Origin of the sequence: Peptostreptococcus sp. D1 (assembly GCF_900112955.1) — a bacterium.
Lineage (GTDB): Bacteria > Bacillota > Clostridia > Peptostreptococcales > Peptostreptococcaceae > Peptostreptococcus.
The window spans coordinates 431,202-445,026 of sequence record NZ_FONP01000001.1; the positions used below are offsets into that span (position 1 = coordinate 431,202).

Here is a 13,825-nt window from a genome sequence, read left to right on the forward strand (position 1 = left end):
TATAAATAATAAAATAAAAATAAATTATATCTTGAATATTATTTTACACGTTTTGGAAGTATTATTCAATATTATGGTATAATAATATCACTATATTATTGCAATTATTATTAAAGATTAGGAGACAGTATTATTTATGAAAATTTCTGAAATAATATCTATATACAGTAAAAAATTAACAGGAATCAGCCTTACACCTCGTCTTGATGTGGAGGTCTTAATTTCTCATATTTTGAACTTTGATGATAAAACAAAGCTTATTTTAAGCCATGATAAAGAAATGTCAGACAATGATTTTCTAGAATTTGAAAAAATGCTTAACAGAAGGCTGAAATCAGTCCCTGTGGCTTATATTATAAACAACAAGGAATTTATGGGTCATGATTTTTATGTTGATGAAAATGTGCTTATACCAAGACCGGATACTGAAATAGTAGTCGAGGACGTGATTAACACTATTTTTAATAAATATAATAATACAGAAAAATTGAATATCATGGATATGTGTATTGGATCTGGAGCCATATTGCTTAGCATTGCCAGAAGTATGCTCGAATATTCTAGTGATTTTTTCCATCAATGTAAATTCGTGGGAGTTGATATTTCAAAAGGAGCACTGGAGGTTTCAAGCATTAATAGAGAAAGAATACTTGGAAGCATTTCAAGCTATGATAATATCCAGCTGCTGGAATCTAATCTATTTAAATCTCCAGAATTTGATAATATGCATGATATGTTTGACATAATTGTTTCCAATCCTCCATATATACCTGAAGCTGATATACAGACCTTATCTCCTGATGTCAAAAATTATGAGCCAAGCTTGGCTCTATCAGGTGGAAATGATGGAATGAATTTCTATAAAGAAATAATTTTGGAATCATCTAAATACCTAAAAAACAACGGTTTACTTTTTTTTGAGTCCGGTCATGATCAGGCAGATGAAATCAAAAGCTTTATGAAAAACAATGGGTTTGTGGATATTTATTTTAAAAAGGATCTACAGGGATTCAATCGACTGGTTTGCGGAAAATTACGTAAATAAAAAAAGCAACGCTACAGTTGCTTTTTTTATACGTAAATTCGAATTTAAGTACAAATTAATTAAAAAAGATTATTCCATGTTGAATCTCTTTTTAAATTTATCGATTCTTCCGCCCTTTTCAATATTCTTCTGTTTTCCAGTATAGAAAGGATGGCATTCTGAACAGATTTCAACCTTAATTTCGTCTTTTGTCGAACCTGCCATAAAAGTATTACCGCAAGCACATCTTACTTCTACTTCTTTGTAATTTGGCTGTATATCTTTTTGCATTAATGTTTCACCCCTTTTTATTCATTTTATTGGAATATCATAATCCATCTAAATTCAACTTCCTTATTATATCATATTAAGGATTCTATTTCAAGTATTAACAATCGCTAAAAGCTTATTTTTTTAATTAAATCTAGAAATTCTCTATTGGATTTTGTTTTTTTCATCTCTTCTATTATTTTATCCGATGCAATTTGGTTTTCTCCGGCAGTGAATGACCGTCTAAACTTGTATAAAGCATCCATTTCATCAGAAGAAAGCAATAAATCTTCTCTTCTAGTACCAGACTTATACACGTCAATAGCTGGAAATATTCTTTTCTCAGCCATACCCTTATCCAAATGCAGCTCCATATTTCCAGTACCCTTGAATTCTTCAAATATTACATCATCCATTCTCGAGCCTGTATCAACTAACGCAGTCCCAAGAATCGTGAGCGAACCACCTTTTCTAATATTTCTAGCCGCTCCAAAGAATTTTTTAGGTCCATGCAATGCTCCAGGGTCTATACCTCCAGATAGTGTTCTTCCCGTTGGAGATATAGTCAGGTTATATGCTCTAGCCAATCTAGTAATACTATCAAGTAAAATTACTATATCTTTTCCATGTTCAACCAATCTCTGCGCTCTATTCAAAACCATTTCTGCAACCTTTACATGGTGAGATGCAACCTGATCAAACGTAGAATAAATAACTTCTCCATCAATTGATTCCTTCATGTCTGTAACTTCCTCAGGACGTTCGTCAATCAATAAAACTATCAAGGTTATATCAGGATAGTTTTCAGTCAGACTATTTGCAATTTTCTTTAGCAAAACCGTCTTCCCGACCTTTGGTGGAGCTACAATAAGACCTCTTTGACCCATACCTATTGGAGAAAACAAATCTATTATTCTCGTCGAAAGATTATCATATGTAGTTTCAAGCTTCAATTTTACATCTGGATAAATCGGAACGAGCTGCTCAAATGGTGTTCTTCTTTTACCCATAAGAGGATTTTCATCATTTATACTGTAAACAAACATCAATCCTCTAAACTTTTCAGACGGATTTTCTGGTTTTGTAACACCAACAACATAATCACCTGTCTTTAAACCAAATCTTCTAATTTGGTTTGGAGAAACATATATATCATTCTCTGTGGAAAGATAATTACTTCCTCTCAAAAAACCAAACCCTTCCGGCAATATTTCAAGAACACCTTCGACCTTATTCCCATCATTCATCTCAGGTATAACTCTAGGTGTGCCATCTATGTTCTTATCCAGAGTCAATTGAACATCACTTTTATAGTATGTGCTGTAGTCTTTTTTCGGTATAATCTCCGTAGCCCTTTGTTCTACTGTTTTTTGTTCTTCTACTTTTTGCTCCACATTTTTTTGCTCAAGACTCTTGTCGTTCAATTCTAAATTAATGTCCAGTTCACTAGCTATTAACTTAGCATTACTCGGATTTTCTTCCAAATTTTCCAAAATCTTTTCAACCAAATCGTGTTTTTTATAAGTTGTAACTGATTTCATCCCAATGTTTTTTGAGGCTACTCTAAGCTCTAATATATTAGACTTGTTGAGTTCTTTTCTAACAAGATCTATATCAATCATCGTTTACCTTCTTTCTATTACTAATTATTCATCAAAACATATATAGTCGACGCTATGCTTGATAATGCAAACAACAAGGCAATAAATATTGCAATAATTTTTCCTAGTGTATTTTTTTTCTTCCTCGTATTAGACATGTTAATTCTCCAATTTACCCATTATTTTTACACACATTTTCAAGATAATTCAAGAAAGCCTCTCTCAAATCGTCCCTCTTTAGTGCAAAGTCAACTGTTGCTTTTAGGAAACCAAGCTTATCTCCAAGATCGTATCTTTTCCCTTCAAATGTATATGCATACATGCCATCATCCTTTATAAGCTTTTCCAAGGCATCTGTCAACTGTATTTCATCATTCTTTCCAGGTGGTAAATCTCCTAGAATATCAAATACATCTGGTGTTATTATATATCTACCTAAAATAGCTACATTTGATGGTGCAGATTCTGTATTAGGCTTTTCTACCAATGCATCAACCTTATAAACATCATTTTCTATCCTTTTACCATCAATTATTCCATACTTATCAGTATCTTTTTTATCGATTTCTTGAACACCTAGTATAGTAGTCTGATACTTTTCATAAACATCGATCAGCTGCTTCAGACAAGGAGTTCCATTTCCATTATCAACAATGTCATCTCCCAACATAACGGCAAAAGGCTCGTCACCTATAAAGTGTCTCGCACAATAAATTGCATCGCCAAGACCTCTTGGTTCCTTTTGTCTAATGTAATGGATATTTACCATATTAGAAATTCCCCTAACTGTTTCTAATAAATCATGTTTTCCCTTATTTTCTAATTCCAATTCAAGCTCAACAGATTTATCGAAGTGATCTTCAATGGATTTTTTATTTCTACCAGTTATTATTAATATCTCTTCTACACCTGATGCAACGGCTTCCTCAATTATATATTGAAGTGTTGGTTTATCAACTATCGGCAACATTTCCTTAGGCTGTGCCTTTGTCGCTGGCAAAAATCTAGTACCAAGCCCTGCAGCTGGAATTACAGCTTTTCTTACTTTGTTTTTCAATACATTCATCTCCCGTTCAATTACTTATATAATTATATTTTCGAGTGCTTACTTACTAAATAGTATATACCCTTCCAAGCTATCAAATTCACTCACAATTATTTTATTTTTTTGAAGCAATTCCATTATTTCTATCAATATATACTCTCCGGCTAATATTATTTTGGAACGCTTCTTCTGTAAACCCTTGATATTTTCTCTATCATCACTAGTCATCGCTCTTATTTCCTGTACTTGTGATTTTATGTCATCAATTGTTACTTCACTCAAATGAATTTTTTCCATTGAATAATTTTCTAATTTTTGATTTATAGCAGAAACTGATGTGATGGTTCCACCAATGCCAATTAATTTCATTGGTATTCCTAATGATAAAATTTTTGATATTACATTCCTTATTTCGATATTAATGTATTTCCTTAGATCCCTAATCGTTTCATCTGTCTCTGGTACTGATTTTATAAACCTTTCAGTCAATTTCAATGCCCCTATATCGACACTTTCTTTAAACAAAATTTCTTCACTATTTCCAACAATAAATTCAGTTGATCCACCGCCTATATCTATTACGATAAAATTGTCCTCGATGGACTTTAGACCACCTATTACACCCAAATAGCCAAGTAGTGCTTCTCTATCACCTGAAATTATCTCAATATCCAAGCCTGTAGCTTTTTTCGCCAATTTGACAAAGCTCAAACCATTTCTTGCATTTCTTAATGCTGCAGTTCCAATACAATGAATTTTATCACAGCCATAATCAACAGCTATTCTTTTGAGCTTTTGCAGTGCATCTATATTCCTAGAAATTGATTCCTTTGATATCATGCCTTCAGAGTCCACACCCTCACCTAGCCTTGTTGTATCAATTATTTTTTCTCTGTATTCAAAGACATCATCATTGTACTGTGCAAGCAAGAGTCTCATCGAGTTTGTTCCTATATCTATTATACCATACCTCATCACAGAACCTCATAAAGCTCTTTTGCTTGATCCTTTAGCACATGCTCTCTGATTTCAGTAATTCTATATTTTACTTTTTTTTCGCCAAACGTAATTTCGATAATATCTCCTATCTTTACTTCTGAGGATGATTTTCCAACCTTACCATTGATTTCTACCAAACCTTTCTCGCAAGCCTCCTTAGCAATGGTTCTTCTCTTAATTATTCTAGAAACCTTCAAGTATTTATCTAGTCTCATAAGCACCTCCACAACCTTCGTTTATTTATAACCAAAAATGGTATTGACAAGAGTCATTGCCAATACCATTTTATATGACTTATTTATTAACTAGTTCTTTAAGACCTTTTCCTGCTTTAAATACAGGTGCCTTAGAAGCTGGTATTTCAATTACTTCTTCTGGCTTTCTAGGATTTCTACCAGATCTAGCAGCTCTTTCTCTAGTTTCGAATGTTCCAAATCCTACTAGCTGAACTTTATCTCCAGCAACTAGAGTTTCTTCAACAACTTTCATAAAAGCGTTCAAAGCTAATTCACTTTCTTTTTTTGTTAAGTTACTCTTTTCTGCAATTTTTGCAACTAATTCTGCCTTGTTCACAATCATTACCTCCTGATTAATTTTCTTCAATTTAATTAACTAAAAATATACATCTTCCCATAGACATATTTTCTTGTTGACAACACTATTATACAATAAGAATCCCCATTTAGCAACAATAAGTGCTAAATACACTTAAAAATATGTTATTTTTTTACAATTCAATTAACAATTTTATATATTTATGTATTTTTTATGTGTTTTTTGGACTCCTCCCACAGCTTTTCAAGTGTTTCCAGATTTGTTTCATCAATTTTTAATCCATTATTTATCAATGAATCCTCTACAAACTCAAATCTATTCACAAATTTACTTATCGTCATACAAAGGGCACGCTCAGGATCTATATTCAAGCATCTTCCAAGCTTAACAATGGAAAAAATAAGATCTCCAAACTCCTCTGTCATCTTTTCATAATCACACCTATTATATTCTTCAATAAGCTCTTCGTACTCCTCACGTACTTTTTCAAATACATTGTCTATTTCTTTCCAATCAAATCCAGACTCTGAAGCTTTATTTTGAACCTTTATCGCCTTCATCAGAGCTGGAAGATGATTCGGTATTCTTCTCATACCCTCAGATACTTTGGTTTCTCCTTTTTCATTCATCTTACTTATATTCCAGCTACCTTCCTCATATTCTTTATCTCCAAAAACATGAGGATGTCTGAACACCATCTTTTCAACAGATGAATTACAAATCTCGTCATAATCGAAATAGCCCGTATCATATCCAATTTGAGAATGAAGCACAATGTGATATTGCAGATCCCCTAATTCTTCCACAATTCCGTCTATATCATCATTTTCTATCGCATCGATTAATTCATAGCACTCTTCAATCAAATACTTTGTAAGAGTCCTGTGGGTCTGTTTTTTGTCCCATTCACATCCATTATCACTTCTCAATACTCTTGTCACTTCGACCAAGTCCATAATGTCCTTGAAATTCTTTTCTCCACCCTTTGGAATAAATATGCTTGTCAAATGATCAAATTCCATTTCCTGTCTATCAAGCTTGTACAGCTTGATTCTACTCTTAAACTGCATTCCCTTTACACCAGCAGCCCTCACAATCCAAACATCTTGATCATCGGCATAATAGTTCATAAGCTCAATTTTTATGTTTGATGCGATAAATCTATCATAAACCTGTGTGATAATTATGTTTACATCTGTATCCAAATCTTTTTTTCTTATAGAAAATGAATCCAACAGTCTAAATCCCTCTGATGGATCAAAGCCCAAAAAAGCATACATCGCATCTACAAAGCTCATTGAGGCAACCACTTCCACTGACACGCCTTCCTCTTTTGATAAGTTTTCTATGTATGTAACAGATGTTTCAGCCACTCTAGGATGTCCTGGAACTGCATATACTATATCTTCATTTTTACCAATTTCAACAATTTTCTTTGCTATTTCACCATAAACATTTTCAAATTTGTCTGCCCTTTCATAAAGAATATCAAAGCTCTCATAACATATATCTAAATCATTTACCACAGGATGGTTTTCAGTTCTCAAATAAATTTTATTTCCAGATTTTAGTGCCTCAATAGCACCATAGCTGATTTGAGACTTGTCTCCAGGACCTAGTCCGATTATCTTAATGCTCATTTTTCCTCCAATATTTACATCACTCAAAATATTTACATCATTCAAATAAAAAAATAAATTTGATGACCACAATTACGTTTTGCAGCCACCAAATTTAACAAATCTCTATACAGTCAATTATTATCTAACCAATTTTATCCTCATCAATTTCTTCAAAATACTTCTACCCTTTGGCATTGCAAGTATTTCTTCCTTTGTAATTCCACCTATTCCCAGTAAAACTACAATATAGACTATACCTCCCACAGCTATTGCTAAAAGTGTAGAAAATTTTACTCCAAGAATAAAATTAAATCCAACATAAGAGTATTTTGCAGCCACAAACATGACAATTACCGTTATCAAAGGCTTTACAAAATAATCTATCAGGTCAAATTTTATCTTCAAAAATCTCTTTATATATGTATACTCAATTATAGCAGCAATAACATATGACATTATAGTACCAAAAGCCGAGCCTAGAATATTAATTGATGGAATTGCTGTACATACAAAGCTGATGACTATCTTTACCGCAATACCACTAAGCAGTGCATAAACAGGTACATATGGCTTGCCTACACCCTGCAATATTCCGTTAAACGTGTATAATAATCCCAAGAATACACAAGCAGGAGCCATAACGAACAACAGTAAGCCAACTACCATTGGTGGCTGCTTGGGGAATAACAGCATCGATATAGGAACTGATAATGAAGCCAAACCAAACGAACAAGGTAAAACTAATAGCATTGTAATTTTAAAAGCCATTTTTGCATTCTTTCTAGCCTCATCGTACTTCTTTAACGCAAATGCCTCAGATATAGCAGGAACCAAGCTCATTCCGATTGCAGTCGTAAAAATCATAGGCATTGCTATCAAAGGCATTGCCATCCCAGTCAGCTGACCAAACATTCCATTTGCTGCATCAGTTGTAAACCCTGCAGCTTCCAATCTAGAAATCACTATAACTGTATCTACGACATTTACCAAAGGCATTATACAAGCACCAATACTTATAGGTATTACCACTGAAATAATCTTACCCACTATTTCCCCTGTAGTTTGTTTAACGTATCCTTTGCTATTTTCAATCAATGCTTTCCTGTTTTTTGAATCCTTTAAATAAATGAATACCAAAAACATAAATGAAGCGAATGCACCGATTGTTGCACCTGAAATACCACCAGCAGCACCAAATTTAGGCCCCATGCTCTTCATAAAAACAAAAGCCAATGCCAGACCAAACACAACTCTGAATACTTGTTCAACAATTTGAGATGCAGCAATTCTTGACATCTGCTGATACCCCTGATAATATCCTCTATATGCCGACATCGATGGTACGATTAGCAATGCAGGTGCAATTGCTCTCATTGCTGTCAACGCATTCGGATTATGCTGAACGGAAGTAACTATCTGGTTAGATCCGACAAAGAGTATTGTAAACATCACAACTCCAGTTGCGAAAAGCATAATATGTGTAATTTTAAATATCTCATTTGCACCCTTGTGGTTTCCAATGGCAACCTGTTCAGATACCAGCTTTGCAATAGCAGTAGGAAAACCAGCAGTCGCAAGCGTCAAAAATAATGCATAAACTGGATATGCCGTCTGATAATAACCCATTCCCTCTTCACTGATTAAATACGCAAGGGGAATTCTAAAGGCCGCACCTAATATTTTTATCAATACACCTGCAGCACCCAAAATCAAGGTACCCATCAGAAATGTATTTTTTTTATTCTTAAATTCCATATCTTCCTCCAAAACACCAAACTTATATATGATATTATATCACAAAGTGGAGCCTTTTATTTCTTTATTTTTTTATTCTATAGGAATGTCTATTACCAACTTTGTTCCTATATTTTTTTACTATCAGCATACACCCTTACACCCATCATTTCTGAAGCATGCTTGACTACGGCATATATGTAAAATTTACTGTAATAAGCTATAAAAAGATATATAATTTATTATGATGATATTTATTTGTTACAAAATCTTCATTACGTTATGATGGTATTTATTTGCCACAAAATTTTCATTACGCTATAATGATATTATTATATTCTACAAAATTTACACTATGGGAGGTACATATGAAATATTTTAATAGAGATAACGAAAAAATATATTATAATGAATGGAATTGTTCTTCAACACCAAAGGCTGTCCTTTTAATCATTCATGGAATGGCTGAGCATATTTCAAGATATTCTGATTTTGCCAAGTTTATGAATAAAGGAGAAATAAATGTGTTAGGAATGGATTTAAGAGCCCATGGTCAAACCGGAATAGAAATGAATTCACTTGGACACTTTGCTAACGATGATTGGAATAAAATACTTAAAGATATTGAGTATCTTTTGGATATAAAAAAATACGAGTATCACAAAAAATATGGAAAAAATATACCTTTTTTCATATTGGGTCATAGCATGGGATCCTTTATCACGAGAAATTTTATAAACGAATATGATGCCAAATTATCTGGCATAATAATCATGGGAACTGGAAATGTAGATAACCCTGTCCTATACAATATTACCAGATTACTTACCACATTCGGCGAAAAGAAAAAGCTTGCAAAATTTGTACACAAAGCTGCATTTAAAAGCAATAATGACAAAATATCTAACCCTAAAACTACTTTCGATTGGCTGAGTACAGATCCCAATGAAGTAAAGAAGTACATTGATGATTCTTTTTGTGGAATGTACATGACAAATGGTTTTTATAATGAATTTATGAAAGGAATGCAAAAAATTTCAAAGCTTGAAAAGAAGAATTTACATAAAAAAGCTCTAGCTGATACACCTATATTGTTTATTTCAGGAAAAGACGATCCAGTCGGTGGATATGGCAAGCTTGTAAAAAGTGCAAGAGAAAAATATATACGCAATGGAAGCAAAAAAACAAGCTTGATTTTGTATGCTAGCATGAGACATGAGATATTAAATGAAAAAGATAAGCTTAGGGTATACTCAGATATAAAATTATTTATCGAAAATAGTATTGAGCACTTCTTCCTTAGAGAATATCATAGTTAATCGACAATATTAATTATTAATATATTGTTTTTTGTTCGTATTCATACATAAGATAATAAAATAAATAAAACCTCGCTAATCAGCTAATAAATAGCCTTTAACGAGGTTATTTTTTTCATAATAGCTTTAAATTTTTTAAAATCCAAATATTACAAAACATTATTCTAATGTACTACATTTTTTTATCATAGTCACATTATTTAGTATTCACTCTGTCTTATTATTCATATGAATATTATTTTTCACTGTTTATACTTATCGTTACATTATTTGTTTCAATCATCACTTCTTGATTTTATGAAGCTCTAATATTTCATTTACTACATTTTTTGATATTGTCGACTCACCGCCGATGATGTTTATTCTATCAATTTGTCTTTCAGTGATAAATCTAGCAACTCCAGTATTCAGCGTATTTTTTTCAGTCAATAGAACAACCGAACCATATCTTGCTACAATTGGTCCTACAGACAATGCATCAGGAAAGTCCTCGCCTGATGCGATGAATACTGTATTTATTTTATTATTTAGCTTCTTTTCACATTCCTTTGCAATTTCAACAGACGTTGCATATCTATCAGCTCCAGAAAAGCGTGTTGTCATATACTCTGAATTTACGTTTTGTGGAACTGAGTTGATTCCACCAAAGATATACAATGTATTCCCCTTATTGCTTTCATTTTTATATGGAACATACTCAACAATAGGCTTATTATTTTGTGGCAGTATATTCACAACATCATCATAGTAAATAAATGGGGTTGCAGATAGTGCATCAGCAAAATTAACACCACTAGCATAAGCAATTTTTTCACTTGATTTCGAGCCTAGTACTCTAGCTCTGGCATATGATAGCTTTTTTGCAGTTTCAAATCTATCAGAGCCTGATATCCTATCGACAACTATTCCCATATTTTTCACCTTATTTTCAACATCTATAGAAACCGAGCTCAAACCACCTACTATCGTAACCATTTTTACCTTCATTTCTGCAATTTTATTTTCGACAACCTTTGGCAATTCTTCCTTCTTTGTCAAAAGTATTGGAGAATTTGAAACTGACGCAAGTGGTCCCGAAAACAATGCATCAGCGAAATTTTCACCATTTACTAAAAAAATATGCTCTGAGCCTTTAATAGATAACAGATTTGATAATATCGTTGATGTTTCAAATCTATCATTACCATAATATCTAAATATTTGAACAGCAGAATTATTTTTCTCCGCATTTGCTATCAAATAATTTTTTTCCTCACTATTGCCTTTCAATGGGTTTACCATTACTAATACAATTGAAGCCAAAATCAATTTACCTATCTTTTTCATAATACCTCCAAAACAATTTTTTATAAAAATAAGCTTTCATGACAATCTTTTTATGACATTTTTTACTATAACTTTTTATGACAGCTATTTATTACTCGAATTACACCTTGAATAATGATATGCGATTCTTTCTGTACCGTCTTCTACAAATATAACTCCACATTCTAAAAATCCATTTTCGATTAATTTTTTTCTCAATTTAGTATTATTTTTGTGGGTATCAACTCTAATTTCATCCATCATATCAGCACAATGCTTGAATACTTCTTCAAAAATCCCACCTGTTGTTCCAAGACTGGCCAATCTATGTATTGTTCCATATACGTTATTATTAAGCCATTCACCATCGTAAATATCTGCATAGGTCGAATCTTCACCAAGAATAAAAGAAAAACACGCAGCCACCTTGCCATCTCTTTCGACAATATACAAATTTCCATTTAAAATATCAGTTTTTATAATATTGATATTTGGATAATTGTTATCTGGCCATTGAGTTGGATTTCCATTATTTTTCATATAATTTCTAGACACATCAAATATCTTTAGTATTATTTCAATGTCATCATTAATGGCTTTTCTAATCATATGCTATCTCCTTCTCATAAAATTAATAAATATGCTGCCCACATAAAATAATAACATTATATGGTCATTTTTTTAATATATATGGTAATCATTATCTTACTTTTACTAATTATTTTCATCGAAAAATTTGTCGACTCCATTAGCTATCCCTTTAGCTATTTTTTGTTGATACTCATTATTTTGCATCAAAAGATCCTCTTCTGGATTTGACATAAATCCCATTTCTACAATTGTTACAGGAATTTTACACCAATTTATACCTGTCATACTGTTGGTATTTATCACACCTCTGTTTTTCGCTCCAGTTTCTAAAGCCATAGAATCCAAAACATTCTTTGACAGCCTTTGACTATCATTAATATTTTCGTTAGACATAAACTGATTATCCGCTCTAGGTGCTAATGTCAGTGCTCCTCTAATTGAGCTATTTTGATCAGAATTTGCGTGTATCCTTAGAAAAATCCCATCATATTTATTGGCAATCTCTGCTCTTTCTTTATTACTCAACGGACAGTCATTATTTTCTCTTATCATCACAGCCTCATATCCCCTACGATTAAACTCGTCTCTCAGCTTTAATGAAACATCAAGAGTCAGTTGATACTCATTGATTCCAGTCGTTATACCTGAAGCTCCTGATGACAATTTTGGTTTTGTTTCCGATGAACCAGGACCAATGCTCTCATGCTCATCAATCGGATATTGTTGATGCCCTGCATCTATTACTACAATATGTTTTACTCTAGTGATACCATTTTCTGATAGTTTGTCACCATCATTCTTTATTATATCACCATTTTCATTTTTATCTTTATTGATATCAGTTGTTTTAATTTCTGATGATTGCTTGGAGCTCTCGTTTCTACTGCACCCAAATAATCCGATAGCTAAAATACAAATTGTCAATACTATAAAAAATCCTCTTAAATATTTTGTAATCATCAATTCACGCTCCTGTCAATATAATAAAGAATTTAATATAAAAATGTTTTATATAAGAGCTACCACATGAAAAATGTGATAGCTCAATAATAATTAAGTATTATAAAAATTTATGATTTCAAAGATAAAATTATTCCCAAGCATATAGATAGCAATGCTGCAAATATTACTCTATATTCTCCGGGAAGCAAAAAGGTTATCGTATGAGCTGGTACCCAAAAAGTAGGTAGTGTTCCAACCAAAACATTTTTCGCATATGCGTAATAATCAATTCTGCCACATACATCTCTTAAAGTTATCTTTTCAGTTTCGTTTGATAACCTATTTTCATATCTGATATCCAAATATGTATCCGTATGCTTGTGGAAAACCATAAACAGCGGACCAAATGATGTATTCATCAGCACAGATGTTAAAAATGCGAATGCAAGCTTTGAATGTAATATTGGACTACCTGCCTTCGAAAGCTTTGCAGTCATGGATTCAGCAAATATTCCCATCATAAATGCTATCCAAACACCAAGCAAGCCCCAGATAAGCATCCTATATCCAATTGAATGTGGAATCGTCACTTTTTTACTTTTTATACTTGATGCAATAATTTCACCCAAGGTTGCGAGAATAGCAAACTTAATAAATGATAGTACGTAGTGATTTGTTAAAAACGACATGAATACCTCCATTAAAAATATTATTATGATATCGTTAGCATATATATTATACATTATTACTAGAAATTTAACAAGAACTTGACACACTAGGAATATTGTAAAATGCATTCCAACTAAATATTTTCACAA

At 32.4% G+C, this 13,825-nt stretch carries 14 protein-coding genes; 2 read left to right on the forward strand and 12 right to left on the reverse strand.

Annotated features, from left to right (window positions below; all coding sequences use genetic code 11):
• Positions 1 to 136 precede the first annotated feature (136 nt).
• A complete protein-coding gene (gene prmC, locus BM120_RS01970) occupies positions 137 to 1,045 on the forward strand; it encodes a peptide chain release factor N(5)-glutamine methyltransferase (protein ID WP_091992801.1) in 909 nt (302 codons plus the stop codon).
• A gap of 69 nt (positions 1,046 to 1,114) precedes the next feature.
• On the opposite strand, the gene rpmE is transcribed toward prmC, so the two are convergent.
• From rpmE to BM120_RS02010, 8 genes are all read right to left on the reverse strand, one after another.
• Positions 1,115 to 1,315 carry a 50S ribosomal protein L31 gene (gene rpmE / locus BM120_RS01975; protein WP_091992802.1) on the reverse strand — a complete coding sequence of 67 codons (201 nt, stop codon included), beginning with the start codon at positions 1,313 to 1,315 and terminating at the stop codon, positions 1,115 to 1,117.
• 107 nt (positions 1,316 to 1,422) lie between these two features.
• Positions 1,423 to 2,916 (reverse strand): transcription termination factor Rho, encoded by a 1,494-nt coding sequence (rho, locus tag BM120_RS01980; protein ID WP_091992803.1) that lies wholly within the window; start codon positions 2,914 to 2,916, stop codon positions 1,423 to 1,425.
• Positions 2,917 to 3,067: 151 nt separating this feature from the next.
• Positions 3,068 to 3,952 (reverse strand): UTP--glucose-1-phosphate uridylyltransferase GalU, encoded by an 885-nt coding sequence (galU, locus tag BM120_RS01985; protein ID WP_091992804.1) that lies wholly within the window; start codon positions 3,950 to 3,952, stop codon positions 3,068 to 3,070.
• A gap of 48 nt (positions 3,953 to 4,000) precedes the next feature.
• Positions 4,001 to 4,915: a Ppx/GppA phosphatase family protein gene (locus BM120_RS01990; RefSeq protein ID WP_091992805.1), complete on the reverse strand. Its 915-nt coding sequence runs from the start codon at positions 4,913 to 4,915 to the stop codon at positions 4,001 to 4,003.
• On the reverse strand, positions 4,915 to 5,154 hold the full coding sequence (locus BM120_RS01995) for an RNA-binding S4 domain-containing protein (protein ID WP_091992806.1): 240 nt from the start codon (positions 5,152 to 5,154) through the stop codon (positions 4,915 to 4,917). Before BM120_RS01995 ends, BM120_RS01990 begins: the two co-directional genes overlap by 1 nt.
• 79 nt (positions 5,155 to 5,233) lie before the next feature.
• Positions 5,234 to 5,512, reverse strand: coding sequence for an HU family DNA-binding protein (locus tag BM120_RS02000; RefSeq protein WP_091992807.1), 279 nt, complete (start codon positions 5,510 to 5,512; stop codon positions 5,234 to 5,236).
• A gap of 182 nt (positions 5,513 to 5,694) precedes the next feature.
• Positions 5,695 to 7,134, reverse strand: a complete 1,440-nt coding sequence (gene mazG / locus BM120_RS02005) for a bifunctional methyltransferase/pyrophosphohydrolase YabN (RefSeq protein ID WP_091993021.1) — start codon at positions 7,132 to 7,134, stop codon at positions 5,695 to 5,697.
• Positions 7,135 to 7,254: 120 nt separating this feature from the next.
• Positions 7,255 to 8,871: a putative polysaccharide biosynthesis protein gene (locus BM120_RS02010; RefSeq protein WP_091992808.1), complete on the reverse strand. Its 1,617-nt coding sequence runs from the start codon at positions 8,869 to 8,871 to the stop codon at positions 7,255 to 7,257.
• A 347-nt stretch (positions 8,872 to 9,218) separates the two neighbouring features.
• On the opposite strand from BM120_RS02010, the gene BM120_RS02015 reads away from it, so the two are divergent.
• Entirely contained in the window at positions 9,219 to 10,169 is a 951-nt protein-coding gene (locus BM120_RS02015; RefSeq protein ID WP_177187348.1) for an alpha/beta fold hydrolase, read from the forward strand.
• Between the two features lie 282 nt (positions 10,170 to 10,451).
• Here BM120_RS02015 and BM120_RS02020 read toward each other — a convergent pair whose 3' ends face one another.
• The 4 genes from BM120_RS02020 to BM120_RS02035 all read right to left on the reverse strand — a co-directional run bounded on the left by BM120_RS02020 (position 10,452) and on the right by BM120_RS02035 (position 13,696).
• Positions 10,452 to 11,495 carry a cell wall-binding repeat-containing protein gene (locus tag BM120_RS02020; RefSeq protein WP_091992810.1) on the reverse strand — a complete coding sequence of 348 codons (1,044 nt, stop codon included), beginning with the start codon at positions 11,493 to 11,495 and terminating at the stop codon, positions 10,452 to 10,454.
• 84 nt (positions 11,496 to 11,579) lie between these two features.
• Positions 11,580 to 12,083 (reverse strand): hypothetical protein, encoded by a 504-nt coding sequence (locus BM120_RS02025; RefSeq protein WP_091992811.1) that lies wholly within the window; start codon positions 12,081 to 12,083, stop codon positions 11,580 to 11,582.
• A gap of 105 nt (positions 12,084 to 12,188) precedes the next feature.
• Positions 12,189 to 13,025 (reverse strand): N-acetylmuramoyl-L-alanine amidase, encoded by an 837-nt coding sequence (locus BM120_RS02030; RefSeq protein ID WP_091992812.1) that lies wholly within the window; start codon positions 13,023 to 13,025, stop codon positions 12,189 to 12,191.
• A 110-nt stretch (positions 13,026 to 13,135) separates the two neighbouring features.
• Positions 13,136 to 13,696, reverse strand: coding sequence for an Mpv17/PMP22 family protein (locus BM120_RS02035; RefSeq protein ID WP_091992813.1), 561 nt, complete (start codon positions 13,694 to 13,696; stop codon positions 13,136 to 13,138).
• Between the last annotated feature and the right edge of the window lie 129 nt (positions 13,697 to 13,825).